Genomic DNA, 25,080 nt, shown 5'->3' with positions numbered 1-25,080 from the left:
TCGTGGCGTGATGTCGCACGCACCGAATACGCCCAGACGCACTCTCGCTGTTCTGGGCGTATTCGGCGTTGTGGTGGTCGTAGCTGTCGCCGGCGCACTGTGGTGGTTCGCGCGCGGCGACGACGCTCTTGCCGGCGAGAATCTCGATTCGTTCCCGGCCGTCGACCACGGCATTCTCAGCGCTCAGCAGAGTGCGCTACTGGGCGTCCTCGAGCAGGAGTGGGAGTCAGGGAGTCCCGGCACCAAATACGCCGAGGGTGTCGAAGAATCGTGGTGTGCCGATTTCGTGAGCTGGTCGATGAACCAGATCGGCACGCCGTTCTCGAACCCCAACTCAGGGTCGTGGCGCATCCCCGGGGTGTACACGCTGCAGGAGTATTACGAGTCCGTCGACGCGTTTGTCCCCTACGGTCAGGACTACCAGCCCAAGGTCGGCGACACGATCCTGTACGGCGACTCGAGCCCCTTCGGCCAACACGTCAACGTCGTTCTGGTCAACGACGGCGGCACTCTGACGACCGTCGGCGGCAACGAGAACAACAAGGTCATGCTCCATCGCATCGTCCCGTCGGAAGTCCCGGGGATCGTCGGGTTCGGCGTCATCTGAGCCACCCCCGCCGTCTTTGCGTGATGAAACTTGATTGTTGCGAGCGGTGAGATTTCCGAATTGGTTCAACCGTTGATTGGTGCAAACTGATCGACATTGTTCGGATAATTCAGTGTTTCCGTCGTCGACAGATATCTATATCGAACGAAGGATCTGACCTGACAACTAGATTCATATCCAGCTGCCCCCTACCTCAGACAGGAATTCGATGCGCCCTGGTGAGCTGACCACCCTCGAGCAGATACAGCTCATGGCCCGCGCGGCTGCTGCGCAGGCCATGAGCACGCCGTCGATGCTCCGGCTGCGGCTCGGCCGCTACCCCACTCGCACACCCGAGCTGCGCAAACGCCCACTCCCGGACACCAAGCTGTGCAGCGAAGCGCTCGATCACGCCAGAGGAACCCTCTCCCCCGCGGTCTTGAACCACAGCCTGCGCTGCTGGATCTGGGCCGACGCCTTCGCGCAGATCGATGCGATCGAGTACGACCCCGAAGATCTCTTCACTGCGTGCGCCCTTCACGATGTCGGACTGGGCGCAGAAGGATCGGCCGAGCACGGGTGTTTCACCTACATCAGTGCCGCAGACGCAGAAGAACTCGCGACCCGAGTGGGAACTTCGGAGAGGTCGGTACGGCGAATCGGCGAAGCGATCCGTCTACACATGGATCTGACCGTCGACCGCGGCGCGGGCGCTGACGCCTATCTATTGCATGCCGCAGCGCATTTCGACGTTGCCGGTCGGCGTGCGCCCGAAATTCCGCGAGCAACTGTTGATGCAACAATCGCGGAGTACCCGCGAACAGGGTTCACCGACGAGTTCGCGCAATCGATGCGGCGCGAGGTCGAGCTCCGTCCGCACTCTCGCGCGGCGACGCTCTGGAGATCGGGAATGGCCCTGCCGTTGCGTACCAATCCCCTGGATTGGAAGAGCCGGTAACTACGAAAAGTCCTCGAGCACTGCAGTTCGCGGTCCTCCGACGTTCCCGGTATTCACCACGCCGACGGGTTCGATCAACATCACCTCCGCTTCTTCCTCGGCGATCGGGCAATGTTCGACTCCGCGAGGTACCACGAACAGTTCACCGGGCCCCAGTGGAACATCTCCGTTTCGGAGTTGGATTCGAATCTGCCCCTTCGTCACCAGGAACATTTCGTCGGTGTCGGTGTGGGAGTGCCAGACGAATTCACCTTTGATCTTGACGATCTTGATCTCGTAATCATTGAGGACCGCAATCTTCTTGGGCGACCAGTGCTCGGTGAACTGACCGAACTTCTCGCGGAGCGATACCGCTGTTGCCGAACTGTTCATGTTGTTCCTCCCTCGGGCGCGCCACCACCGCGATGACGACCCCGCCACTCTTCGTCACCCGCGGCAGCTGCGTCTTGTACGTTTCTGACATGGATCCCCGCGGCGCACAGATCACCGCGTGGGCACCGGGCCTCGCGGGAATCACCGAGGTCTTCCATGCCGATTTCGTCGGACACGCCTATCCCAAACACACGCACGATCAGTGGTCTCTGATGCTCGTCGACCGCGGCACGATTGCATACGACCTCGATCATCGCGCTCATGGCGCAGCACCCGAGATCGTGACTCTGTTGCCGCCAGCCATCGCACACGACGGAGTTCCGGTCACCGAGGCCGGATTTCGTCAACGAATCCTTTACCTCGACACGTCAGTTCTCGGCGAGGTCCTCATAGGCCCGGCGGTGGACAGCCCCGAGATTCGAGACCCTCTACTGCGCCACCGCATCGATCAACTGCACTCTGCACTCGGCCCGGACGGCGAATCACTCGAAGCCGAAAGTCGCCTGAGGTTCCTCGCTGAAAGATTGAACAAGATCCTCACACCGGCCACAGGTCGATCCCTTCACACGCCGACCGTTGACGAACGCGTTGCCGATCAACTTCGGGACCTGCTCGATGCGCGACTCACAACGGGAATCACGATGCGGGAAGCGTCGAACATCCTGCAACGGAACCCCACGTATCTGATCAAGAACTTCGCGAAGCATTTCGGGCTTCCGCCTCACAAGTACGTGACGGGACGTCGGATCGATCTGGCGCGACGCGCAATCCTCGCCGTTCGCGAATTGGCGGACATGGCCGTCGACGTCGGATTCCACGATCAATCCCACCTGTCGCGGCACTTCGTCAAGCATGTCGGGGCGCCGCCCGGTAAATACGCACTAAACGTGGTCGGCAGAGCGCGCTAGTCGAAGCACCTGGCACCGGTTTCGTCGAGCAGACACTGGTTCCGGTCAGCTGGTGCCTGTGTCCACTGAATGAAAACGGTGTCAGGTCCCAACGATCAAGCAGCCGTCTCGAGGTCGACCAGGAGGAGGTCCTCGCGCCGCGGCCCGTATTCACGATCGGTCAGCTGATACGAGCGCAACGCGCGAGGCGCGCGGGCCAATTCGTAGAACCGCTCGGACCCGGACACGAACTGCCTCGATGCCCAACCCCAGTTCGGGCCGTGCGGAAACTTCGGGTCGGGCAGCATGTCGGACTCCATCGACATCAGCCGTAGACGGCGAACCACTCCGGTAGTAGAGGCATTCTCGTCGAAATCGGTCCACGCCTGACGGGCATTTGTGTCGTCACGAGGAGTTCCGGCGCGTAGTTGCAAAGCGCCCGCGGCTTCGATCCGAGACGGCAACGGTAGTTCGGCGTCGAACATGAATTGCAGTGCGCCGACGCGAGCGATCGCCGGCTGGACCGGCTCCCGGATGTCTGACCCGTCGCGAGGCAGTCTCCACATCAATGGTTTCGAACTCGTTCGCACTTCCGCCGTCAAGACCCACGCCGGCTCGACTACCACCCACCTGCTCGGGCTGTCGACATTCCAGGAAAGTCCCCACCGGACGGTCTCCCCCAATTCGGGAGGAACGAACCACCGAAGACGCAGAGCGTCGACCACTACCGGCGTGATCATCGTGTCGAAGTTCGCCGACGCACCGACCACTCGACCGGCTCCACCGCATCGTCCAGCCCGAGAACCACGCGAGCTGCATTGCGCCCTTGATCGAACAGGGACTGGCGAACTGTGGTCAAGCCGGCGTCCGATGCGGCTGTTGTGTCGTCCCATCCGACGACTGCGACATCGTCGGGCAGCGCGAGGCCGAGTTCACGGATCGCGTCCAGAACCCCCAGAGCCAGTTCGTCACTCATCGCCAAGATGACATCGGGCCTTCGGCTCTCGGGAACGTCGAGCAGGGACCGAGCCATCCGCGCACCCTCGCTCCGCTCGTTGACGGTGACGACCCCCACCCGCACCGAGGGCCAATCGAGGCCCGCGTCGCGGACGGCGCGCTCGTAGCCCTCGAGCCGATGGCGGGACACCGGAAAGAACGCTTCACTTGAAACCACGTCCATCCGAATCTCGGACCGACGCTCACGATCCCACGGAAGGCTGATCACCGCGGGGCGCTGCGCCCCCGACAACCCGACTGCCGCGATCGCAACGGCGCCGGCAACATCGTCCATCCCGACGAGATCCACACCCTCGTGCAACGGCCCACCCTGGATGCATGCGGGTTTTCCGGTGCCGACAATCGCGTCAAGGATGGGATCGTCGAAGACGGTGGTCCAGACGACAAAGCCGTCTACTGCCGCGTCGCGAACTCTGTCGACGTCTCCCGGTTTCCCCGAGTTCGGCAGCATCATCAGCCCGGCGTTCGCATCCAGGCACGCTTCGGCGACTCCCGAGAGGAATCGCCGAGCTACTGCGTCTTCGAAGGCGTACGTCAGCTTCTCGCTGAAGACGACCGCGATGTTGTTGAATTTCCCGCTCCGCAAGGACTGCGCCGCCCGGTTAGGGCCCGCGTACTCGAGCTCTTCGGCGGCGGCGAACACCTTGGCCCGCGTTGATTCAGACACGCGCTCGGGCTGCGCGAAGGAGTACGACACCGACATCACCGACACGCCTGCGGCCTTGGCGACGTCGGCCATCGTCGGACGACTCGAACGCTGCGCACGTATGGCCATGAGCATCAGCATAGCGAGTGCAAAATATCCATTGCGCAGGTGTGTATCGATACATGTATCGTTACACAACATGACTGTTCGACTGCCGAAGGCAACCACGCTACGGCTGATGACACTGGCCGGAGCAGCCTTCGCCTACGTGACGGCCGAAATGCTCCCCGTCGGACTGCTCAGCGAAATCTCGACGGACCTCGACGTCACCGAAGGGCGTGTCGGCCTACTGCTGACCTTCTACGCATACGGTGTCGCGGTCTTGACGCTTCCGCTGATCGGAGCGGTCAAAACTTGGCCGCGCCGACGTGTTGTCGTTCTGACGGTGGCCACCCTCGCGGTGTCGCAACTGGTCGCAGCATTGGCCGTCAACTATCCGATGCTGGTGATCGGACGATTGCTCTGCGCTGCGACGCACGGAGTGTTCTGGGCTGTCGTTGCCCCGGTCGCAGCCACTCTGGTTCCGCGCGGACAACAGGGCAAGGCAATCGCGATGGTGTATGCCGGTACGTCTCTCGCTTTTGTTCTCGGAGGTCCACTGTCTTCGGCGATCGGCCAATCCTGGGGTTGGCGGACTGCGTCGGCGGCAATCGGTGTGGTGGCAGTGGTCATCGCTTTCTCACTGCATCGTGCGTTGCCCGAAATGCCGGTCGATCAACACCATCGGAGCAAGCGAGACAAACCGAAGCCGACACCGGCGATGAAACGGGCACTCGCCGTCATCTGCGCGGCAACGCTGTTTGCCGCCCTGGGGCAGTTCGCTTCGTACACGTTCTTCACACTTCTGGTGGAGGAAAGCCTCGGCTCGTCCGGTGGCATCCGTACCGCGATGCTTCTGGTCTACGGCGCCGCCGGCGCAGTCGGAGTGTGGGTCGCCGGCAAGTACTACGACCGCCGACCGCGTCTCTTCACGCTCATCTCGATCGCGACGGTGGCAGGCGCGCTGGCCATCTTCTGGCTCTTGGCGCCGTCGATGGGAGCGTTCGCAGTTGTCGCCACGATCTTGTGGGGTGCGGCGTTCACCACCGTTCCGATCTGCCTCCAGTCCTCGGTTCTGCGCGCCGTCCCGATCGGGACCGACCGAGCCTCCGCCGTCTACGTGGTCGTTTTCCAAATCGCGATTGCTACGGGTGCCTTGCTCGGCTCTGCCGTCGTCGACGGTGGCGGGCTCTCACATCTGGCGGGCATCGGGGCCACTCTGATGATCGGTTCGTTGGTGATAGTCGGGTTCGGCCGACGCGCATTTCCCCGCGAACCGCAGCGGTCTACTCACTCCCCCACCGACGCGGCAGCGACGGTCGCGTCGTAGATCAGGGTGTATCGCCAGAACAGTCGTCTCCTGATCCGGCTACCTGGCAAATACAACGCGGCCGCGCGTCGGACGTCAGCCATCGACTCACTCGGTTCCGCGGTGGGAACCGTCATCGCCTTCAGTGGCTCGGAGGCAACCCGTCGATGCTTGACGACGCCGACGACGGGATTGCACACGGTCGCCAACACCGACAGGAGTGCGTCGGTGGCTGTGGTCGATCGATAACACCCGACCACGACGAGCCGGCCGCCCGGTTCGAGCAGGCCGCTCAGCCGCTTCATCGACTCTTCGAGTGGAAGATGATGCAACGCCGCGACGACTGTGATCGCGTCGTACTTCGCCTCGGATGCAAAGTCCTCGATCCGCCGTGCTTCGATGATCACGTTCTCGTCGTCGACAAACCTTGCGCGCACGGCGGCAGACGTCGTCAGGTCAGGTTCCACACCGACCACCACGTCGAACCGCCGCCGCAAGAGGTCGATCAGATTGCCGGTCCCGCTCCCCACGTCGAGAGCGCGACCCGACCTGACTCCGCGCAGATTACGTAGAACCCACCGGCCGTAGTGATCGTTGTGACTCCACGGATGGCGTCGGTTGAAACCGTCCAAGCGCGCAATCACACCCATACCCGACGGTATCAATCCGAGCCCGGGCACCGGCCGTCACAACCGCGGGTCGACCGGCTCCGATTCGAGAGCCAACACTGCGAACACGGCCTGGTGCGCTCGCCACAATGGTTCACGGTCGACGAGCCTGGATACCGCCTCCATGCCGAGCGCGTACTCGCGCAGCGCCATCGACTGCTTGTGTCCGAGGTTGCGGTTACGCAATCTCGCAAGCGTCGACGGTTCGAGGTAGTCGGCACCGTAGATCAATCGCAGGTACTCCCGGCCGCGAACCTTGATCCCCGGCTGAACCTTCGCGTTGTACCCCCGCGGTCCGTGAATCTGATTCGCCAGCGGTTTGACGACCATCCCCTCACCACCGTCACCGGTGAGCGACTCCCACCACTTCGTCGCTTCGGACACCGAGTCTTCGGAACCGAGATCGACCACCAGGCGACGTGTAGTGGTAAATCGACTCGGGTCGGCCGCGGCCAGGCGGTCCGAAATACCCAGGTGCCATTCGTGATCCCGTTCCCCGTACGACTTGCCCTCGGCCGCCAGAATCTGGAACGGCGCGATGGTGACGCCGTCCAGTCCGTTCGTCGGCCACACGTACCGTCGGTACGCCTCGCCGAAGCGCTCGATACTGGCGGCCCGAACAGTTGTCTGTTCGAACATCTCCGCCACGTCCAGGCCCCGCGACCCGGCCCGCGCCAACACGGCCTCGCGAGCTGTGAGGTCTGATCGCCCGGCCGCGGCGACCGACGCGTACTGCGAGCGCAGCAGACCTTCCGCTTTGACGTTCCACGGCAACAATTCGCAGTCGAGGAGCAGCCAGTCGGTGCCCAACTCTTCCCACAACGCAGCGGAGGTGACTGCGGCGGCGATGTCGTCGATCAACTGCTGAGTCAGGTCGTCGTCGAAGAACTGGCGGCCGGTGCGGGTGTGCACCATCCCGCTGAGCGCATCCGGTGCGTCGAAGCGGGACTGAGCAACCGATCGATCACGGCACACGAGCACCACTGCCCGCGAACCCATGTGCTTCTCTTCGCAGATCACTGTTCCGATTCCGCCGGCCCGGTATGCGTCGAACGCGGTCGACGGGTGTTCCAGATAATCATCGGATTGGGCGCTCGCGCAGGGCGCCATGGTCGGCGGTAGGTACCGCAGCCATTGCGGCGCGACGGCGAATCGGCTCATCACTTCCAAGGCGCCGGCAGCGTTGTCGGTGCGAACGGACACTCGACCGCGCAGTTCGGTGTCGACGCCGGTTGTTTCGAGGACGTCGGCGAGATCGAGCACATCCGGATCACGAGTCGGCGGTGCCAGCGGTACCACCGGCTCGTACCAAACCTGCTCCGCCGGAACCGACACGATCTCTCGTTCCGGGTATCGAAGGGCGGTGAGGGATCCACCGAACACACAGCCGGTGTCGAGGCACGCGGTGTTGTTGATCCATTCCACCTCGTGCACCGGAGTGTGACCGTAGAGGACCATCGCTGATCCTCGGTAGTCCTGCGCCCACGGGTATCGAACGGGCAGGCCGAATTCGTCCGTCTCACCGGTGGTTTCACCGTAGAGCGCAAAGCTTCGCACTCGGCCGGACGCCCTGTTGTGGTAGTCCTCCTTGAGACCGGCGTGCGCGACAACGAGTTTGCCGTCGTCCAGGACGAGGTGCGCGACGAGACCGTCACAGAAGTCGACGACGCTTTCGCGGAACTCCGCCGACTCGCTGGCCATCTGCTCGAGGGTCTCGGCGAGTCCGTGACTCGGCGTGACCTTCTTACCGCGCAGCGCCTTGACGAGTTTGTTCTCGTGGTTACCCGGAACCGCTATCGCATGTCCCGCCGCGACCATCCCCATGACCAGACGCAGCACACCGACCGAATCCGGTCCCCGATCCACGTAGTCACCGAGGAAGACGGCAGTTCGCCCGACCGGCGGCACCGCATCGACAGCTCTGCCATCCGTCCCGAAGTCGACGGTGTAGCCGAGTTTCACGAGGAGCGTCTCGAGCTCACTTCGACATCCGTGGATGTCACCGATGACGTCGAACGGACCACGCTCGACACGCAGATCGCTGCGGAGCGGGTGGCGCAAGAATGTGGCTTCGGAAACCGCGTCCTCACCTCTGAGGATGTGAACCGAACGGAAACCTTCCTTACCCAACCCGCGGAGCGAGCGAGTCAACTGTTGGTGCTGGCGACGAATCACGTCGCGTCCGAACGTCCGATCAGAGCGTGCGTCGTTTCGTGCAGAACAGACCGATTCCGGAACATCGAGCACGACTGCCACCGGCAGTATGTCGTGCTCGCGAGCCAACGCAACGAGTCGCTTGCGCGCAGCGGGCTGGACGTTGGTCGCGTCGACCACCGTGAGGCGTCCGCGTCGCAAACGCTTGGCCGCGACGAACTCCAGCACTTCGAAAGCATCGGACGTCGACTCCTGTGAGTTCGGATCGTCACTGACCCACCCTCTGAATGTGTCACTCGAGAGGGTTTCGTACTCACCGAAGTGGCGCGCCGCAAAGGTCGACTTTCCCGAGCCACTGACGCCGATGAGTACTACCAGGGCGAGATCTGGAATCTCGTACACCGTCATGACGTTCGTGCCTCCTTCGTGAAGATTGCCATCTGTGTCGGCCCGCCGAGGACCGGATCAATTGCTCCGATAAATTCGAACTCCACGCAATAGCCGTGGACTCGGGCCGTTTCGGTTGCCCAGTCGTCGAATTGGGTCCGTGAGAACTCGAACCTGTGATCGGGGTGCCTGAACTCTCCCGCGGCCAATGCCGGATACAGCACGTTGTAGTCGGCATTCGGAGTAGTCAGCAGCACATACTGCGGTTCTGCGTCCACGAAGACCGATCTGACCAGCGCCGGCAGGCGCGCCGTGTCGACGTGCTCGACCACCTCCATCAGCACGGCTGCGTCGAAGCCTTTCAAGCGTGCGTCGCGGTACGTCGCGGACGACTGCATCAAAGACACACGTTCACGCTGGACGTCGGACATTTCGGTGAACTTCAATCTGCGTTGCGCCCGTGTCAGTTCGCGCGCGCTCACATCGACGCCGACAAGTTTGTCGAATTGAGCGTGCGGCATCAGCGCCTCGAGCAATTTACCTTCGCCACAACCGATATCGACAATTGTTCTCACGTGCAGTCGCTGAAGCGTCGCCAAAACTGCGTCGACGCGAAGGCGTGCCAGCGGCGGATCCGGTCTCGGTGCTTCGATCTGCGCCTCAGCTTGTTCGGGAATCAGTCGATCGACCACCGATTCGACCAGGTCGCGTCGACGAGCCAGGTAGCGGGACATGATCAGCGCGGAATCCGGATGCGACGCCAACCACTCTCCAGCGACGCGGATCAATTTGTCTGCCTCGTCAGGTCCCACCCAGTAGTGCTTCACATCGTCGAGGACGGGCAACAGCACGTAGAGGTGCCGTAGGGCACTCTGCACCGTGTGTTCCCCGGTAAGTGTCAGCGACACGAAGTCGGAGTTTCCCCACGTCGGTAGGTGCGGATCAAGCTGCACCGGTATCGCGGTCACGTCCCAGCCCAGCGGCTCGAACAGCCGACGAGGCAATTCCGCATCGCCGCCACACGGAACCACCGGAATCGAGACGGTCAACGCGAGTTCGGCTCCGACGAGTTCCGGGTGCGACTTGCACGTTCCCGTCAACGCGGTCCGAAACAGCTTCGACAGAGCAACCGAGAGTATGGACGACGCCGCATACGGCCGATCGTTGACGTACTCCCCCAGCGAAAAGTTGTCGCCACTCTTGCCGCGGCGATACCTACTCTGCACAAGTTCGATGGGGTCGACGTCCACAATCACTGCCACCGTGGTCTTTTCGGCCGAGGCCTCCGGGTACAGAACCGTGGCGGTGCCGATCGCCAAGTCGAAGGTTTGCACGCGGTCGGGATGTTTGTGCAGCAGGTAGCTCAACGCGGTCGCATCAGGAGTCTGCGGGGTCGGGGTGGACGTCAGTGTGAGTAGCACCAGGCGAATGTAGCCCGGCAAACGTCCGGGGCGCCTCCGATTTACGCGCCCGCGGCCGTCAGAACAAAGTGAGAGCTGCTCCCGCACCCACCAGTTCCCGAGGCGCCTCACGCGGTTCACTGCCAGCCGCACTGACGTCTCGATGCTCCGAACGACCACCCAACCCATGACGCTCGACCAATGGCTCGACACGGCTTGCGAGCCAACGCTTGTATTCGGGAGTGACATACGCACCCCGCCCGTACAGCTCGCGGTAGCGACGGATGAGTGCCGGATGTTCCTGAGCAAGCCAATTCATGAACCAACCCCGAGTACTCCCCCGCAGGTGCATCGGGAAGACCGTCACACTCGTCGCACCGGCTTCGGACAGTGCCTCGAACAGACCGTCGAGGTGACTGGTGGAATCGGTGAGGAACGGAATGACCGGCGCCACCATGACATTGCACGAGAATCCCGCGTCGGTGATGGCCCGGATCATCTCGAGACGCGCCCGCGGTGACGGGGTACCAGGCTCGATCTGCTTCTGAAGTGCAGCGTCGTTGATCGCCAATGACACTCCGATTCCGACGTCGACCTGCGCCGCCGCCATCTTCAACAGCGGCAGGTCCCGTCGGAGCAGAGTTCCCTTCGTCAAGATCGAGAAGGGAGTTCCCGATTCGGTCAACGCGCGAATAATGCCGGGCATCAAGCGGTATCGGCCCTCCGCTCGCTGATAAGGATCAGTGTTGGTACCCAGTGCCACTGCCTCCCGTTTCCAGGACTTTCGCGCCAATTCCTTGCGGAGCACCGCGGCAATGTTCGTCTTCACGACCACTTGGGAATCGAAATCCGCGCCGGCGTCGAGGTCGAGGTACTCGTGACTCGGTCTCGCGAAGCAATATCGGCATGCGTGCGAGCAACCACGAAAAGCGTTGACGGTGAAGCTGAACGGCAACGTCGACTCTTCGGGCATCTTGTTGAGCGCGCTCTTGCAGAGCACCTCGTGAAACGTAATTCCCTCGAACTCGGGAGTCTGCACGGAGCGAACCAACCCGGCCCGTTCGAGTCCGGGTAGCGCTCCGTCATCTGCATCCAATGCCTGACCCGACCACCTCATGGCCCCAAGTCGAACACTTGTTCTAAGGTATGTCAAGATGGAGCGAATACCCGACCGTGCCTCACCACGGCCGGGAAGTTGTTGGCAGAATTCGGGGCATGTCGAACAGAATCAATATTTCGTCCGGTTCCGAATGGGAACCCAAGATCGGTTACTCCCGTGCCGTGCGCATCGGTAACCAGATCGCAGTCTCTGGCACCACCGCTCCTGGTGAGACCCTCACAGATCAGACCCGCGCAGCGCTCGAAACTATCAAGGCAGCACTTGCCGAGGCCGGCGCCTCGCTCGACGACGTCATCCGCACTCGCATGTACCTGCGCGACATGACGCAGTGGGAGCAGGCCGCTCTCGCGCACGGTGAAGTGTTCGGCGAGATTCGTCCCGCCACGACCATCCTCGAGGTCAGCTCGCTGATCGACCCCGCTCTGCTCATCGAGATCGAGGCCGACGCGGTTCTCAGCTGATCGCCAATCCGGACATTTGTGAAATGGGCGCCTAGTCTGAGCCGATGAAACCGATGCGGCTGTATCCGTTGACGCTCGCGCTCGGCATCACCGCCGCTTTCCTCTCGCCCGGTTCTGCACTCGCAGATCCGGGCGAGAGTCTTTCGACGGCTTGCGGCAGCCAGTTGAGCAATGCCGAGGTGGGCCGGATTGCCGAACTCAGCGACGTCACGACGCTGAACGGTGCCGGACTGCCTCGGCTCGAGACCGCTGTCGAACGTCATCGTGAGATCACGTCGATCCTCGTCTCACACCACGATTGGCGAGGCTTGTTCTCCATCGGCCTCGACGCTGTCGAACACGAGGCGGTGATGCCGCTGCAGCGAGACCCTGCGGCCTTCGCCGATGACGAGTGGGCCCATTCCGTCAGCTTCGAATTGCTGCGCAGGTACCTGGTGAACGTCCATGCGGAGTTCACCGGTACTCCCACCGATCCGGCGTGGACCAACTACTTCGCCCTGACACGTCAGTGCGACGCCAGTCCAGCACGGGTTGCCATGGCCGGCTACAACGCGCATCTCACCGTCGACCTCGCTCACGCCGTCGCCACGTCCGGAACCACTGCGGAGGATGTCACGGATTTCTACAAGATCGTCGATTCCATTGCCGTCAAGGGTGGTTCGATCGTGACCCTCACCAAGGCCGAGTACGACGCCGATCTGGGGCCGCTCTGGCGGTTCTACTTCGTCGGCGAAGGACTCGACCGATTGGCCGGAAACTCGCAGCCCTCGGAACTGCTGCTCCGCGCCGCCGACAGCGGATACAACACCATCACACTGGCCAACGGATTCGCCCTCCAGAATCCGCAGACACGTCCCGGCGCAGAACAGGAGATCGACGCACTCTGGCGTACTACGGATTCCGCTCTCGACGTACTCTCGCGACTCGGCGGTCTCTGACATCTCACCCTCCGCTGCCTGAAACGGACACACCTGCGACAATGACCCCATGACGGGGCACTCGGCGGGGCAAGGCATCCAGAGTCCCGCCATGCGCCGGGTGCGAGACCTGTTGCGCGGGCCCGCAATTGTCTGCGACGGCCAGGCAACCATCCGCGAGGCCGCGAAGTTGATGACCGATGCGGGCCGCCGTGCTGTTGTGATCCCGACGGAGACAAGCGATTTCGGAATCTTCACCGAAGGTGACCTACGCGCTCGCGTGGTAGTCGGTGGTATCGACAGCAATCAGCCGGTATCAACAGTGATGACGCCGTCAGCAGTGACAGTCGATCCGGATCGATTGGGCGCCGACGCCGTGACCGACATGCTCGAGTACGGATTGCGCCATCTCCCGGTCGTGACCGAGGCAGGCGCACTGATGGGTGTGCTCGAACTCAGCGACCTCCTGACTTCGGCCACCAATCAGGGTTTCGAACTGCGCGCAGCGCTCGCCACAGCACAGGACGACGCCCACCTCGTCGAAACAGCCCGCGCGGTCCCTGTTCTGGTGACGGAATTGGTGGCCTCACGGGTCTCACCGCTCGACATCGGCGCGACGCTGGCCGTGCTGATCGACGTGACGGTCAGGCGAGCCATCGAATTGGTGGTGGGCGGAGACGAGCGACCGGATTTCGCGTGGCTGTCGCTCGGCAGCGTCGCCAGGCGTGAAGCGCTCCCCTCTTCGGATATCGACAGTGCGCTGGTGTGGGGCGGCGAATCTCATCACGAGGGAGCCGACGCCGCGAAGACCATCCACGACATCCTCGATCTCTGCGGGTTCCCTCGCGACACCAAGAACGCCGTCGCGACCCAGGCCAGGTTTGCTCGGACGCTCCCACAATGGCGCACTGCGCTGCGGAAATGGGTATCCAATCCGTACCAGGACCAAGCCCTGGTCATGTTGTCGATGCTGGCGGATGCCCGCGTCGTCGCAGGCGATCCGGCGTTGGATCCTCGCCCTGCGGCGTTGGATCAACTGCGACTGCACCCGGCCGTCATGCGACTGCTCCTTCGCGAAGCGGTCGGAGACAAGGCAAAGCTCCATTCGTTCAAGGACGTGATGACGCGTCGGACCGGAACCGTCGACCTCAAAGCCAGCGCCGTCCAACCGATCGTGAACATCGCTCGATGGGCGGGGATTTCCGTGGGCGCCCGCACGAGTTCGACACTCGAACGCCTCAAGGCTGCAGCGGGAAGCGGTTTCCTACTCGACGACGACGCCCAGGTACTGATCGAATCTTTCGAGGTGTTGCAGCAGATTCGTGTCCGCCACCAGACCGATCAGTTCGCGGCAGGTCGGCCACCGACCGACGAAGTCGTGATCTCCGAACTCACTCCGCTCTCGCGGAGCTTGCTGAGCAATGCAGTGCGCGAGGTCGCAGGTGTGCAACGACGACTCGAATATGCCGCGTCCGCGTCGGCGCTACCCGACATCGACCCGTGAATCGCACTGCGCTCGAACAGGTTCTGGCGGCGGAGCGCCTCGAAGGCTGGGATCCGAGTAACGAGCAGATCGCGGAACTCGAGGCCGTCATGATCGGGATGCTTTCTCGGCGTGAGTATTTCGAGCAGGAATTAGCGCGAGCCGTCGGCCTGTCGTCAGCAATTCCCCCGCGGATCCGCTGGCGAAGATCAGCGCCGTACGTCTATCGCGGTACATCGGTGCTCGAGAACAATTTCGACGTGCGAGATCCCGCCGCACTGCAATCACTCGAGTTCGCGGCGACCGCGCTTCGTCTGGGTGAGGCGCATCTCGGCGGCGACCTCGTACCGCACACGCGAGACACAGCCGAACTTCTCCTACTTCACCAGCACGTTTTCCAAGATCTGTACCAGTGGGCCGGACACATCAGAACCGTCGACATCAGGAAAGGTGCGGCAACATTTGCTCCGGTCTCGGCGATTCGGCACTACCTGTCCGAGGTGGAAGAGATCATCGCCGCCGTCGATTGGGTAGCGCTCGATCACGGAGCTGCGTCGTTCGCGCTCGCATCGGTGTACTCGACGCTCAATCATGCCCACCCGTTTCGGGAAGGAAACGGGCGAACCGGAACTCTCTTCCTGCACCGACTCGCCGCCGACACCCGATATCAGCTCGACTTGTCGCGGGTGAGCAGAACCGAGTGGGTATCCGCGTCCAGGGATTCTGCGCCTTTCCGGCCCACCGGGACCCCGTCGCCTCGCCCGTTCATCGATCTGTTCAATCGCGCGCTGACTCGCTGACGAGCCCGGTGAACGGAGCGCCGCTTTGCACTATCACCACAAGCATCCCGTCATCCGAACCGGACTCGTGGATCTCGCCAGGGCTCCACAACACTGCCTCGCCTGACGCCATCGAGACCCGTCGACCGTCGTCTTCGGCTACCCAGCCCGAGCCGTCCACGACGACGTACAGCTGCCAGAGGTTCGCAGAGTGCTTCCCCAACAGGCTGTTCGGCCGACACCACGCGAAGTGACTCCTGAATTCTCCACCGTCCGCCGAACGGGCGAGCTGCATCATGGTGATGTTCCGGCTGCCGTACTCGTCGGCGTCCAGGCTTCCTTGGGGCAGAGTCACGAATCGCATGGCTGAGTGTCGCTCACGTCGTCGACCTCCACAATGACCAACCATGAATGACCAATGATGACAACCACCGCGGACTGAACACCGTTACTGCTGAGTGAGCACCGCTTCCGACACTCTGGAAGCGGTGCTCACTCTAAGACGACTGTGCTCACTCGACCATCAACCGGGTAGCGCGAACTCTCCTGCGTCGGACCAGCGCTGACGCTCGGCTCCGAATGCGACGGACTGCATCGCGCGGAACTCCTCGATCGAGTGCGAGTTCGACGCGAGAAACTCCTGATGCTCGGCCAGCGAGAAGCTGCCGTCCTCGATCTCGACTCCCCCGCCGCGGCCGGCGGCGGTGTCCGCGCGCAGATCCATCAGCTCTTCCGGCTCGACGGGGTACCAGGAGATCCGGTCGAAGAATCGCAGCAACCACGGAGTGCCCTCCTCGAACGGGCCCGACTTCGCGGGGTGGCGGTGATTCCACACCTGCGTCGTACGCCCGACGAACTGGTACCCACCTGGGCCTTCCATGCCGTAGATGCAGAGGTAAGCCCCACCGATCCCGACGGCGTTTTCGGGGGTCCAGGTGCGGGCGGGGTTGTACTTGGTCGTGACAAGGCGATGACGTGGGTCGAGCGGCGTCGCGACCGGAGCTCCGAGGTAGACGTCGCCGAGTCCGAGCACCATGTATTCGGCGCCGAAAACGGTGTCGAACACGTCGTTCACGGATTCGAGACCGTTCATCCGGCGGATGAACTCGATGTTCCACGGGCACCACGGCGCGTCCGCGCGCACTCCGTGCATGTACCGCTGGATCGCTTCGCGCGTAGCCGGGTCGTCCCACGACAGTGGCATCCGCACAGTGCGACTGGGCACAACGAGTTCGTTGGCCGCAGGCAAGGTGTCCTCCGCCTCGGCGAGCATTCCCATCAGTTTGCCGACAGGCAGCACGTCTGGGTCGACGCGGACCTGCAGGCTACGGATTCCCGGGGTGAGATCGAGTAGTCCGGCCGGCTTCTCGGCTTCGAGTCGCTGATGCAGTGCATGTGCACGCGCACGTAACGCCAGGTCGAGATTCATGTCGCCGTATTCGACCAACACATTGTCATCGCCTGAGCGCCGGTACGTGACCGCGGTGTCGCCGTCACGGCGGGCTATGACGCCGTCGTCGCCGTCACCACCGGAGGAATGCACAACCGAATTGGACGCTCGACGCGATACTCCGAGGTCACGGCGGGAGGCTGCCCGGTCGGCGCGGACCGGCACTAAGCGAATCTTGTTCCCGGGAGCCAACTGTCCAAGCTTCCAGCGATCAGCAGACACCACCGTGATCGGGCAGACGAAGCCGCCGAGGCTCGGTCCGTCGGGTCCGAGGAGGATGGGCGTGTCGCCGGTGAAGTCGAGTGCACCGATCGAATACGCGTTGTCGTGGATGTTCGAAGGGTGAAGTCCCGCTTCGCCGCCGGTGGTTCTGGCCCAGTCAGGTTTCGGACCGATCAACCGGACTCCGGTGCGGTCGGAGTTGAAGTGGACCTCGTACTCGGTCGCGTACAGCGTGTCGATGTCGGAGCGGGTGAAGAACTCCGGCGCCCCGTGCGGGCCCTCGGTCACCGCAAGTTCCCAGCACGTGTGTATCGCCGGAACATGCTCGGCGGGAACACCTCCCGCTGCGCCGGTCGCCTGTCCAAGTTTGAGAACGTCCCCCGCCCGCAAAGTCCTACCTTCGTGTCCACCGAACCTGCCCAGGGTGAAGGTCGACGCACTGCCGAGATAGTCGTCGGTCTCGATTCCGCCCTGTACGAGTACGTAGATGCGCAGTCCTGGGCCGCTGAGCGTCCCGACGTCGAGCACCGCTCCAGCGGGGACGAAAACAGGACGCCACTGACCGTGGGCGATGCCGTCGACGGTCACAGACACCGGAGCGCCCGTGACGCACACCGTGGTGTCCTCGTCGAACGTCATCGCAGGTCCGGCCATCGCGCATTCGATGCCGGGTGCGCCTTCGGGATTTCCGAGTGCGGTGTTTCCCAACCGAAACGACAGGTCGTCCATCGGGCCCGACGGTGGGACACCGATCTGCCAGTACCCGACGCGCCCTGGATAGTCCTGAACCGTCGTCAACATTCCGGGACGCACGATGGTCAGTTTTGCGTTCATTCGTCTGCCTCCGGCCGTGTGACGATCATGCGGACGGCCGTCGGATCGAAGCCGTTGCACGGGTTGTTGATCTGCGGGCAGTTGGACACGAGGACAAGCGCGTCGCGTTCGGCACGCAACGCGAGCCGCTTGCCTGGCGCAGACAGTCCGTCGACGATTCCGAGTGTGCCGTCGGGGTCGACCGGGACGTTCATGAAGAAGTTGATGTTGGACACCAGGTCCCGCTTACCGAGCCCCCATTTGGCGCCCTCGACGAGGAAGTTCTCGACGCACGCGTGCTGATGCTTGGTGTGGTGGCCGTATCGCAGGGTGTTCGATTCCTGTGAGCACGCTCCGCCGACGGTGTCGTGGTTTCCGACCTCGTCCGCGACCAGGGTCATGAGTGGAGTTCCGTCGTCACTGCGGAGCACGGATCCTGTGGTCAGAAACAGATTCTGCTGCGCTGTGACCGTCGCTGCTGCCGAGTACCGAACGCTGTGATCGTCACTGGCGTAGACGAGTGTGTCGACGGCTTGATTTCCGTGCAGATCGACGATGGTCAGGACGTCGCCGGCGCGTACAACTGCGGACCACGGCCCGAAGGCTTCAGTAATCTCGTCGAGGATCACCGTTCCGGGAACGAGGGCGGGGACATCCAAGGTGGTGGTCATGCGATCTCCTCCAGGTTCGAAGCCGTCCAGGCGTCTTCGGTATTGAGCACTGCGCGTTGGTATTCCGGCCCGAGATCGTCAAGGCTGCAGAGTTCGTCGGCCGCGTTCCACGCGAGCACTTCGAGGGACGTGGTGGGAAACTCCAGCGCCGGATCGAGTGGGTGCGCGGTGTTGGCGATCATCACGATGACCGGCAGGTGGATCAGAAGGTCGACCGTCGCGCCGGCGCCGGCGGAACCCGTACTGGTGAGAGCGCCGTCCGCCTCGACGCGGACACCATGGAAGAGGGACAACGGCGGCGCAATGTCCTGCGGCCCGAGTCCGTTCTTCGCGGCAGCGACGGTGAACAGTTCACGACCGGCGGGTGAGGCACTGTGCAGCGAACCCTGCCCGTACTTCGCCTCGTTGGTAGCGCGTGACGTCGTTCCGCAGAACGCGTCGTGGTGACCCGACGTGTCGGCGACCACCGTCGCGAGTACTCGCCCCTGATCGGAGAGCAACGGGTGCCCGACACCGAGATAGGCCTGCCATGGCACCTTGACGGTATCGGCGACGTTGAGACGCTCCCAGGGGGCGTCGGCGCGGTAGAGCAAGATGTTTGCACAGGCGCTGCCGACGATGTCGCGAAGTCGCAATCGGGTTCCACGGGCGAGAACCTTGGTCGTGTATCGCCCACCCGGCACTGTTTCAGCCCAGGTCAGACGTTCGGGAGCGACGTCGTCGGGCGGGTTCGGCCAGCGGGTGGCCGGCAACACCGGCATGGAGTCTGTGATTGTTCCGGCCTGGGACCGGGCATGCTCGCGCGCTCCGGCGGTGGTCTGAGTACTCATGGTCAGGCTCCGATCGTGACGGGATTCGGGGTGGCGCGGCCACGTGGGAAGCAAGCGACTCCCAGCCCCACGACCAGCGCTATCGTGATGGGCGCGGCCCACTGCAGAATGGGGTACTCCCCCGTGGGGTTGAAGATCTCGGCTCGTGGCCAGGACAGGTTGATCACCATCAGCGCGCCGTACACAACCGCGGCGATGTTGACCGGAACTCCCCAGATGCCCAGGGAGAAAAGCTTTTTGCCTTCGGCGTCGAACTTGGGGCCGACTGCCGTGCGAGGCCATCCCTTGAGACGCTGAACCAGCAGCGGCACCGTCACCATGAGGTAGGCCAAGTAGATCAAGATGATGCATACGCTGGACAGGGTTGCGAAAATTGCCGAGTTGCCTACGTTGACGGCCAGGACGGCAATGCAGACCAGACCGATGAGGACGGACGGCGCGATAGGTGTTCCGGTGCGGGGGTTGACCTTTGCCAGTACCTGCGAGGCAGGAAGCCGCCCGTCGCGGGCCATGGAGAACATCAGCCGTGAAGCAGCAGTCTGAATGGCCAAGGTGCACACGAACACTGCGATCGAGACGTCGATCAACAAGACCGTGCCCCACGGCGAACTCAGAATGGAGGTCAGTACGTACGGCAAACCTTCCGTGGCCAGGCGTCCGTCGGTGAGTGAGGGCGCTGCCATCAACGCGCCGAGGATCATCAAGCCGCCGCCGAGTGCGGAAGCGGAGAGTGCAAGGCGGATCGTACGAGGTGCGACGCGTCGGGGGTTGCGGGTCTCCTCGGCCAGTTCGCCTGCCGAACCGAAGCCGACCATGACGTAGGCAGCCATCAGTCCGGACATGATCCACGCCCAGGCGTATCCGGGCTGACCGCCGGCACTGCCGGTGTCGAAGACGACGTCCGGTCCGCGCTGAGCGTGGGTGAAGAACATCCCGATCACCGCGATGACACCGACGATTTCGCAGGTCACGCCGATGTTGTTGATACGCGACATCCAGTTGACGCCGATGCAGTTGATGAAGGTGGTCAGAACCAGAAGTACCGATCCGAGCAGCACGGCATTGGCAGCACCGCTCGAGGAGGTGAGTGCACTGTCCTCACCGATGATCTGGAACCCGCTCCACACATTCGGGAGCACGACCTGCAAGGCGATCGCGGCGGCCGACGCGGTGACGATCTGAGCGAGAATCATGAACCAACCCGCGAACCAGCCGACGATTTCACCACCCATCCGCCGCGACCACTGGTAGATGGCGCCCGAAATCGGATATCTGGCAGCAAGTTCCGCGAAGTTGAGAGCAACCATGAACTGACCGATGAAGACGCCGGGCCAGGTCCAGAAGAACGCCGGACCCGCGAAACCGAAACCGAGGCCGAACAATTGGAAGATCGTGGTCAGGATGGAAACGAAGGAGAAGCCCGCGGCGAACGACGCGAACTTTCCCAGCGATCGATGCAGCTGCTGCTCGTAGCCGAACTCCGCGAGGTCACCGTCGTCGTGAGGCGAAGAGGCGAGTGCGGATGCGGTGGTGGGCTGCGCAGCCGGGGTGGTTGCACTCAACGGCGTACTCCTTCGGCGAAGCGATTCAGAGGCGAATAACTGTCGATTGATAGTTTTCGCGAAATCCACTCGCCGCAGGTGACGCCCGCGTATACGATTCGCCTGATTCTGTAACAGGCTCGTTGAGTACGTTTCGAGCACGTGACCGAATGCTCACAGCGACGGCCACCCCGCATGTAAGGCCAGAGCCTGCCACTATGGAAGGCGTGACCAACGCCGGCCCCGGACGACCCCGCCTGACCGCTCGCCGACGCCCGGGTGGGACTGCCCGGGCGGAGATCTTGGATGCAGCCGCTGAACTGTTCACCACCCGAGGCTTCGCCGCGACGTCGACACGCCACATCGCCGAAGCAGTCGGAATGCGTCAGGCGTCGCTGTACAACCATTTCGCCACCAAGGACGACATCCTGGTTGCACTGCTCGCCGACACCGTGACTCCGGCGCTGGACTTCGCGGAGAATCTCAGGCCACTCGGCACCTCACCCGAGGTGAAGCTGTACGCGCTTTCGTACATCGACGCGGCCCAACTGATCACCGGACGGTGGAACCTCGGCGTCCTCTATCTCTTGCCGGAACTGAGAAGCGACAGGTTCATGTCGTTCCGAGCCGATCGCGATCGGCTTCGCGAGCAATACCGGGCCCTCGCCCAGGCAGTGCTCGACGCGATTGACGATCCAGCATCAACTCACCTGGCCGAGCTTCCGTTTCGCCTGGTGGAAAGCGTGATCAGCGCGCGAGCCGACGCACTCGAAGGCACCCCGATCCCCGACTCCGCCGTCATCGCCGGGTCGGCACTGCACATTCTGGGGTGGCGCCAGGATCTTGATCCCATCCACACGGAAGCAGCAGAGCTCATTGCGAACGCAGAAACGTCGAAATTGTCCGGGGCTGCATCAGCTCCGGACAATTTCGACGCAATGAGGACCTAAACGGCCACGAGACTAGACCGAGAGGGACTGTCCCGGGAAGATCAGGTTGATGTTCGGGACCTGGCTGGCGAGGTTCTCGAGCGAGATGCCGTGTGCAGCAGCGATCTTCGACAGGGTGTCGCCTGCCTTGACCACGTAGTTGCCGCTTCCGGTGCTTGCTGCCGGAGCCGACTCGACGGAAGCCTCAGCGGTGACGGGGGCTGCTGCGGCCTCGTAGTTGCCTGCGGTGGTGCCGGTGGTCAGGTACTGACCGCAGACGGGCCATGCGCCGACGCCCTGGCCTGCGAGAACGTTCTCGGCGACACGGATCTGCTCAGACTGGCTGGCGTTGGCAGCGTTGCCCGATCCACCGAATGCGTTCCAGGTGCTCTGCGTGAACTGCAGTCCGCCGTAGAAGCCGTTTCCGGTGTTGGCGGCCCAGTTACCGGAGGACTCGCAGTTTGCGACTCCGGACCAGTCGTGGCCGGCTGCCGAAGCGGTGCCGGTGCTCATGGCGAGCGGGATTGCGACGACTGCGCCTGCGGTTGCAACTGCGCCGAGGGCGCGCTTGAAGGTGATGCTGGTCATTGGGTAAATCCTCTCCGCTACCGCGGACGAGGTCGGCCCGGACGCTTTCACGTCTCGTCGATCGACTCGCCTGTTTCACTCCTGCCCCGCGAAGGTTTCGGGAGTACCGGACCCGCGGGGCAGAAGCACGCAGTTGCGGGTCGGTGTTTGCCCGGTTGTTTCGGGCTGTCAACGACCGTAGGCGATGGTCACGGATTGGTCACGGGGCAGTTTTCCGGCACTGCCGTACCAGATTCAGTCGAGATTCAAGAAATAACCACAGGTCAACTAGTTGATTCGAACTTCAACCATACCGATCGTTATCCGTCCGTTATGTGGCAACCGTCACTGCGATTTTGTGACCCACCGCACCGAAACGGGCGTGTCGGAACGCAAAACAGCCCCATTCAAATGTTAAGAGAGTCCTGGCAACGAGCAAAAACCAACCGCCCCAATCATTATGGAGAATGAACTGGTGATCGTCGCAGTAGAAGGACCCAGCGCCGCCGGCAAGACCACCTGGTGCCGAACCCAACTCGGTGGACAAACCGCAGCGGAAGGATTCGTCGCCGAGTATCAGCCCACGGGGCGCGAGCCGGACGGCACGGATCTCGACGTCCAGGCAAGTTACTGGGCAACGGTCAATTCGAAGCGATGGTCGCAAGCGGAAGAACTCGAATCGAGAACCGGGATCGCGCTCTGCGACAGCGACCCGCTGAAACTGCACTACAGCTGGTGTCTCGCCGCGGTGGGCGCAGCACCTAGGGAGCGATTCGAGTACGAGCTCGAGGCAGTCGAGACGGCTTTTACGCGCCTCGAACTGGGTCTCGCGGATCTGACCGTCATCTCGATACCGTCACCGAAGCAACTTCGACTGCAGCGCGAAGGAGACCCCAGCCGCCGACGACGGCATTTCGAGCTTCACGCGGCGCTCGCCGAGCCGCTCACCCACTGGTACTCGGCGGTGGACAGGGTGGATCCAGGTCGCGTTCTGTGGGGCTTCCCGACACTGCTCGATCTTTCGCGCTGTCCCCCACCTCGATCGGATCGCAGCGATCCGGGCCTCCTGCGCGCGATGATCAACGAGTTGCCGCCACTCCCCAGATAGCAAGCGGCTACTCGATCTCAGCGCGCTCGTTCGACCCTGGCCTCGTCCCACACCGGAGACTCGCTCTCGTACACGTTCCCGTCCGATCCGAAGACGAGGAACCTGTCGAACCCGCGCGCGAACCAACGATCGTGGGTTACCGAGATGACGGTGCCGGCAAACTGTGCGATGCCCTGTTCGAGCGCGTCAGCCGAATGAAGGTCGAGGTTGTCTGTCGGCTCGTCGAGCAGCAACATCGTGGCGCCGGAAAGCTCGAGGAGCAGAATCTGCAGGCGCGCCTGCTGTCCGCCGGACAGGTCGTCGTACTTCTGTTCGGCTGCTTGGGACAATCCGTAACGGTCGAGCGCGCGGCTCGCCGCTTCACGCCCCATTCCGTTTCGGTGTTCGTCGCCCATGTGCAGGATCTCGAGCAGCGTGTTCCCGGTCAGATCAGGCCTGGAATGGGTCTGCGCAAACAATCCGGGACGTACCCGGGCACCCAGCGTCGCAGTACCCCCGTGCTCGACCGGCGCGATGTCGAGCGCCTCGACGGGCAGATGCTCGGTCCCCGGATCGGTCCCACCACCCGCCAAGAGACGAAGGAAATGTGACTTCCCGGATCCATTGGAGCCCAGCACGGCAACCCGATCTCCGTACCAGATCTCGGTGTCGAAAGGCTTCATCAATCCGGTCAGCTCGAGATCCTGACATACCAACGCGCGCTTGGCGGTTCGCCCGCCCGCCAGCCGAACTGTCACCTTCTGCTGAAGTGGAATCGCTTCGGGTGGCCCTGCCTCCTCGAACTTCGCCAACCTGGTTTGCGAGGCGTGATACCGCGCAGCGACGCCGTCGTTGAACTTGGCCTTTTCACGCAATCGCAGAACCAGGGCACGCAGTTTCGCGTGCTCCTCGTCCCAGCGTCGACGCAGTTCTTCGAATCGAGCGTTGCGATCCTCGCGGGCCTGGTGGTAGCTGGCCAGCCCAGCGCCGTGGGTCCACGACGTTGCGCCGCTGATTCCAGGCTCGAGCGTCACGATGTGGGTGGCCGCGTTGGCGATCAGTTCGCGGTCGTGGCTGACGAACAAAACCACTTTCGACGATTCCGAGATCGTCTTTTCCAGCCATCGTTTGCCCGGAACATCGAGGTAGTTGTCCGGCTCGTCCAGCAGGAGTGCGTCGTCGGGCCCAGCGAACAGTGCTTCGAGAACCAACCGTTTCTGCTCGCCACCGCTGAGCGAGTTGGCCGCGCGCCACTTCGCACGGTCATAAGGAACACCGAGAGCCGCGGTAGTGACCTTGTCCCAGAAGTCTTCGGTCTCGTAGCCGCCCGCATCGGCCCAATCGGCCAGCGCGTGCGAATACTTCATTTGAGTTGATTCCTCGTCGCGCTCGATCATCGCGTTTTCTGCCGTATCGAGCGCCAGTGCTGCATCCCGGATCCGCGCCGGAGAGACGGACAACAGAAGATCGCGCACGGTGGACTCGTCGCGAACCTGGCCGACGAATTGCCGCATCACGCCCAGTGTTCCGGATCGAGTGACAGCGCCCTCGTCAGCGACGGCGTCTCCGGCGACAATGCGAAGCAATGTCGTCTTACCAGTCCCGTTGGGCCCGATCAGTGCAGTTTTTGCACCGTTTCCGACCCGAAAGCTGACACCGCTGAGCAGTTGTCGACCATCAGGAAGGAAGTAGTCGACGTCGGCGATGTTGAGGTGGGTCACGCTCTC

General features: G+C 62.8%; 24 protein-coding genes. 10 read left to right on the top strand and 14 right to left on the bottom strand.

Going from position 1 to position 25,080, the window contains the following annotated elements:
* Positions 1 to 10 precede the first annotated feature (10 nt).
* Both GJB56_RS07115 and GJB56_RS07110 read left to right on the top strand, forming a co-directional pair.
* Complete coding sequence (locus GJB56_RS07115) at positions 11 to 607, top strand: CHAP domain-containing protein (protein ID WP_021344205.1); 597 nt, start codon at positions 11 to 13, stop codon at positions 605 to 607.
* A gap of 208 nt (positions 608 to 815) precedes the next feature.
* Positions 816 to 1,544 carry an HD domain-containing protein gene (locus GJB56_RS07110; RefSeq protein ID WP_020907678.1) on the top strand — a complete coding sequence of 243 codons (729 nt, stop codon included), beginning with the start codon at positions 816 to 818 and terminating at the stop codon, positions 1,542 to 1,544.
* Here the strand turns inward: GJB56_RS07110 and GJB56_RS07105 are convergent, their stop codons facing one another.
* Positions 1,545 to 1,916 (bottom strand): cupin domain-containing protein, encoded by a 372-nt coding sequence (locus GJB56_RS07105; protein ID WP_020969562.1) that lies wholly within the window; start codon positions 1,914 to 1,916, stop codon positions 1,545 to 1,547.
* Positions 1,917 to 2,005: 89 nt separating this feature from the next.
* Here GJB56_RS07105 and GJB56_RS07100 point away from each other — a divergent pair, with 89 nt between their 5' ends.
* Positions 2,006 to 2,824: a helix-turn-helix domain-containing protein gene (locus GJB56_RS07100; protein WP_113683606.1), complete on the top strand. Its 819-nt coding sequence runs from the start codon at positions 2,006 to 2,008 to the stop codon at positions 2,822 to 2,824.
* 95 nt (positions 2,825 to 2,919) lie between these two features.
* Here the strand turns inward: GJB56_RS07100 and GJB56_RS07095 are convergent, their stop codons facing one another.
* Together GJB56_RS07095 and GJB56_RS07090 are read right to left on the bottom strand one after the other, a co-directional pair.
* The gene (locus GJB56_RS07095; RefSeq protein WP_230091151.1) at positions 2,920 to 3,543 is read right to left on the bottom strand and encodes a hypothetical protein; all 624 of its coding nucleotides are present in this window, start codon (positions 3,541 to 3,543) and stop codon (positions 2,920 to 2,922) included.
* On the bottom strand, positions 3,540 to 4,595 hold the full coding sequence (locus tag GJB56_RS07090) for a LacI family DNA-binding transcriptional regulator (RefSeq protein ID WP_228117894.1): 1,056 nt from the start codon (positions 4,593 to 4,595) through the stop codon (positions 3,540 to 3,542). Before GJB56_RS07090 ends, GJB56_RS07095 begins: the two co-directional genes overlap by 4 nt.
* Positions 4,596 to 4,665: 70 nt before the next feature.
* On the opposite strand from GJB56_RS07090, the gene GJB56_RS07085 reads away from it, so the two are divergent.
* Entirely contained in the window at positions 4,666 to 5,895 is a 1,230-nt protein-coding gene (locus tag GJB56_RS07085; protein ID WP_021332951.1) for an MFS transporter, read from the top strand.
* On the opposite strand, the gene GJB56_RS07080 is transcribed toward GJB56_RS07085, so the two are convergent.
* Genes GJB56_RS07080 through GJB56_RS07065 form a run of 4 tightly spaced genes read right to left on the bottom strand, consistent with a single transcriptional unit; the run spans position 5,856 to position 11,600 of the window.
* Positions 5,856 to 6,524, bottom strand: a complete 669-nt coding sequence (locus GJB56_RS07080; RefSeq protein WP_021332950.1) for a class I SAM-dependent methyltransferase — start codon at positions 6,522 to 6,524, stop codon at positions 5,856 to 5,858. The two genes, GJB56_RS07085 and GJB56_RS07080, sit on opposite strands and share 40 nt — an antisense overlap.
* Positions 6,525 to 6,560: 36 nt before the next feature.
* A complete protein-coding gene (locus GJB56_RS07075; protein WP_084325908.1) occupies positions 6,561 to 9,104 on the bottom strand; it encodes a polynucleotide kinase-phosphatase in 2,544 nt (847 codons plus the stop codon).
* On the bottom strand, positions 9,101 to 10,525 hold the full coding sequence (locus tag GJB56_RS07070; RefSeq protein WP_113683604.1) for a 3' terminal RNA ribose 2'-O-methyltransferase Hen1: 1,425 nt from the start codon (positions 10,523 to 10,525) through the stop codon (positions 9,101 to 9,103). Before GJB56_RS07070 ends, GJB56_RS07075 begins: the two co-directional genes overlap by 4 nt.
* A 37-nt stretch (positions 10,526 to 10,562) precedes the next feature.
* Positions 10,563 to 11,600 (bottom strand): Rv2578c family radical SAM protein, encoded by a 1,038-nt coding sequence (locus tag GJB56_RS07065; RefSeq protein WP_003944842.1) that lies wholly within the window; start codon positions 11,598 to 11,600, stop codon positions 10,563 to 10,565.
* A gap of 98 nt (positions 11,601 to 11,698) precedes the next feature.
* Between GJB56_RS07065 and GJB56_RS07060 the strand changes: the two genes are divergently transcribed.
* The 4 genes from GJB56_RS07060 to GJB56_RS07045 are packed head-to-tail and all read left to right on the top strand — an operon-like array spanning position 11,699 to position 15,264.
* Entirely contained in the window at positions 11,699 to 12,064 is a 366-nt protein-coding gene (locus GJB56_RS07060) for a RidA family protein (protein WP_019748335.1), read from the top strand.
* Positions 12,065 to 12,117: 53 nt separating this feature from the next.
* Positions 12,118 to 13,002 (top strand): DUF5995 family protein, encoded by an 885-nt coding sequence (locus GJB56_RS07055; RefSeq protein WP_020969555.1) that lies wholly within the window; start codon positions 12,118 to 12,120, stop codon positions 13,000 to 13,002.
* A 49-nt stretch (positions 13,003 to 13,051) separates the two neighbouring features.
* Entirely contained in the window at positions 13,052 to 14,485 is a 1,434-nt protein-coding gene (locus tag GJB56_RS07050) for a putative nucleotidyltransferase substrate binding domain-containing protein (RefSeq protein WP_230091150.1), read from the top strand.
* Complete coding sequence (locus tag GJB56_RS07045; protein WP_113683603.1) at positions 14,482 to 15,264, top strand: Fic/DOC family protein; 783 nt, start codon at positions 14,482 to 14,484, stop codon at positions 15,262 to 15,264. Before GJB56_RS07050 ends, GJB56_RS07045 begins: the two co-directional genes overlap by 4 nt.
* Here GJB56_RS07045 and GJB56_RS07040 read toward each other — a convergent pair.
* The 5 genes from GJB56_RS07040 to GJB56_RS07020 form a co-directional block, all read right to left on the bottom strand.
* Complete coding sequence (locus GJB56_RS07040) at positions 15,242 to 15,607, bottom strand: AraC family ligand binding domain-containing protein (RefSeq protein ID WP_113683602.1); 366 nt, start codon at positions 15,605 to 15,607, stop codon at positions 15,242 to 15,244. The genes GJB56_RS07045 and GJB56_RS07040 overlap by 23 nt on opposite strands.
* Before the next feature lie 159 nt (positions 15,608 to 15,766).
* Positions 15,767 to 17,749 carry a 5-oxoprolinase/urea amidolyase family protein gene (locus GJB56_RS07035; RefSeq protein WP_113683601.1) on the bottom strand — a complete coding sequence of 661 codons (1,983 nt, stop codon included), beginning with the start codon at positions 17,747 to 17,749 and terminating at the stop codon, positions 15,767 to 15,769.
* The gene (locus GJB56_RS07030; RefSeq protein ID WP_113683600.1) at positions 17,746 to 18,399 is read right to left on the bottom strand and encodes an urea amidolyase associated protein UAAP2; all 654 of its coding nucleotides are present in this window, start codon (positions 18,397 to 18,399) and stop codon (positions 17,746 to 17,748) included. Before GJB56_RS07030 ends, GJB56_RS07035 begins: the two co-directional genes overlap by 4 nt.
* On the bottom strand, positions 18,396 to 19,229 hold the full coding sequence (locus GJB56_RS07025) for an urea amidolyase associated protein UAAP1 (RefSeq protein WP_113683599.1): 834 nt from the start codon (positions 19,227 to 19,229) through the stop codon (positions 18,396 to 18,398). The genes GJB56_RS07030 and GJB56_RS07025 overlap by 4 nt, the downstream gene beginning before the upstream one ends.
* A 2-nt stretch (positions 19,230 to 19,231) precedes the next feature.
* Positions 19,232 to 20,791 (bottom strand): amino acid permease, encoded by a 1,560-nt coding sequence (locus GJB56_RS07020; protein ID WP_113683598.1) that lies wholly within the window; start codon positions 20,789 to 20,791, stop codon positions 19,232 to 19,234.
* Positions 20,792 to 20,988: 197 nt separating this feature from the next.
* Between GJB56_RS07020 and GJB56_RS07015 the strand changes: the two genes are divergently transcribed.
* Positions 20,989 to 21,720, top strand: a complete 732-nt coding sequence (locus GJB56_RS07015) for a TetR/AcrR family transcriptional regulator (RefSeq protein WP_113683597.1) — start codon at positions 20,989 to 20,991, stop codon at positions 21,718 to 21,720.
* 12 nt (positions 21,721 to 21,732) lie between these two features.
* Here GJB56_RS07015 and GJB56_RS07010 read toward each other — a convergent pair whose 3' ends face one another.
* Positions 21,733 to 22,287: a LysM peptidoglycan-binding domain-containing protein gene (locus tag GJB56_RS07010; protein WP_019748325.1), complete on the bottom strand. Its 555-nt coding sequence runs from the start codon at positions 22,285 to 22,287 to the stop codon at positions 21,733 to 21,735.
* A 439-nt stretch (positions 22,288 to 22,726) separates the two neighbouring features.
* Between GJB56_RS07010 and GJB56_RS07005 the strand changes: the two genes are divergently transcribed.
* Positions 22,727 to 23,374 carry a hypothetical protein gene (locus GJB56_RS07005; RefSeq protein ID WP_030245609.1) on the top strand — a complete coding sequence of 216 codons (648 nt, stop codon included), beginning with the start codon at positions 22,727 to 22,729 and terminating at the stop codon, positions 23,372 to 23,374.
* A 17-nt stretch (positions 23,375 to 23,391) separates the two neighbouring features.
* On the opposite strand, the gene GJB56_RS07000 is transcribed toward GJB56_RS07005, so the two are convergent.
* Entirely contained in the window at positions 23,392 to 25,074 is a 1,683-nt protein-coding gene (locus tag GJB56_RS07000) for an ATP-binding cassette domain-containing protein (RefSeq protein ID WP_113683596.1), read from the bottom strand.
* Between the last annotated feature and the right edge of the window lie 6 nt (positions 25,075 to 25,080).

The sequence above is a fragment of the Rhodococcus sp. AQ5-07 genome, assembly GCF_009707305.1.
Classification (GTDB): Bacteria; Actinomycetota; Actinomycetes; order Mycobacteriales; family Mycobacteriaceae; genus Rhodococcus_F; species Rhodococcus_F erythropolis.
The sequence above is the reverse complement of the archived record's forward strand: the minus strand, read 5'-3'. Positions and strand labels throughout refer to the sequence as shown.

What these genes read in the sequence shown, in the direction of transcription:
- GJB56_RS07100 (WP_113683606.1), top strand. Translation starts at nt 2,006, where the DNA reads ATGGATCCCCGCGGCGCACAGATCACCGCGTGGGCACCGGGCCTCGCG.
- GJB56_RS07010 (WP_019748325.1), bottom strand. Translation starts at nt 22,287, where the DNA reads ATGACCAGCATCACCTTCAAGCGCGCCCTCGGCGCAGTTGCAACCGCA.
- GJB56_RS07055 (WP_020969555.1), top strand. Translation starts at nt 12,118, where the DNA reads ATGCGGCTGTATCCGTTGACGCTCGCGCTCGGCATCACCGCCGCTTTC.
- GJB56_RS07015 (WP_113683597.1), top strand. Translation starts at nt 20,989, where the DNA reads ATGGAAGGCGTGACCAACGCCGGCCCCGGACGACCCCGCCTGACCGCT.
- GJB56_RS07030 (WP_113683600.1), bottom strand. Translation starts at nt 18,399, where the DNA reads ATGACCACCACCTTGGATGTCCCCGCCCTCGTTCCCGGAACGGTGATC.
- GJB56_RS07065 (WP_003944842.1), bottom strand. Translation starts at nt 11,600, where the DNA reads ATGAGGTGGTCGGGTCAGGCATTGGATGCAGATGACGGAGCGCTACCC.
- GJB56_RS07060 (WP_019748335.1), top strand. Translation starts at nt 11,699, where the DNA reads ATGTCGAACAGAATCAATATTTCGTCCGGTTCCGAATGGGAACCCAAG.
- GJB56_RS07040 (WP_113683602.1), bottom strand. Translation starts at nt 15,607, where the DNA reads ATGCGATTCGTGACTCTGCCCCAAGGAAGCCTGGACGCCGACGAGTAC.
- GJB56_RS07085 (WP_021332951.1), top strand. Translation starts at nt 4,666, where the DNA reads ATGACTGTTCGACTGCCGAAGGCAACCACGCTACGGCTGATGACACTG.
- GJB56_RS07025 (WP_113683599.1), bottom strand. Translation starts at nt 19,229, where the DNA reads ATGAGTACTCAGACCACCGCCGGAGCGCGCGAGCATGCCCGGTCCCAG.
- GJB56_RS07115 (WP_021344205.1), top strand. Translation starts at nt 11, where the DNA reads ATGTCGCACGCACCGAATACGCCCAGACGCACTCTCGCTGTTCTGGGC.
- GJB56_RS07095 (WP_230091151.1), bottom strand. Translation starts at nt 3,543, where the DNA reads ATGATCACGCCGGTAGTGGTCGACGCTCTGCGTCTTCGGTGGTTCGTT.
- GJB56_RS07105 (WP_020969562.1), bottom strand. Translation starts at nt 1,916, where the DNA reads ATGAACAGTTCGGCAACAGCGGTATCGCTCCGCGAGAAGTTCGGTCAG.
- GJB56_RS07110 (WP_020907678.1), top strand. Translation starts at nt 816, where the DNA reads ATGCGCCCTGGTGAGCTGACCACCCTCGAGCAGATACAGCTCATGGCC.
- GJB56_RS07035 (WP_113683601.1), bottom strand. Translation starts at nt 17,749, where the DNA reads ATGAACGCAAAACTGACCATCGTGCGTCCCGGAATGTTGACGACGGTT.
- GJB56_RS07050 (WP_230091150.1), top strand. Translation starts at nt 13,052, where the DNA reads ATGACGGGGCACTCGGCGGGGCAAGGCATCCAGAGTCCCGCCATGCGC.
- GJB56_RS07080 (WP_021332950.1), bottom strand. Translation starts at nt 6,524, where the DNA reads ATGGGTGTGATTGCGCGCTTGGACGGTTTCAACCGACGCCATCCGTGG.
- GJB56_RS07090 (WP_228117894.1), bottom strand. Translation starts at nt 4,595, where the DNA reads ATGGCCATACGTGCGCAGCGTTCGAGTCGTCCGACGATGGCCGACGTC.
- GJB56_RS07005 (WP_030245609.1), top strand. Translation starts at nt 22,727, where the DNA reads ATGGAGAATGAACTGGTGATCGTCGCAGTAGAAGGACCCAGCGCCGCC.
- GJB56_RS07075 (WP_084325908.1), bottom strand. Translation starts at nt 9,104, where the DNA reads ATGACGGTGTACGAGATTCCAGATCTCGCCCTGGTAGTACTCATCGGC.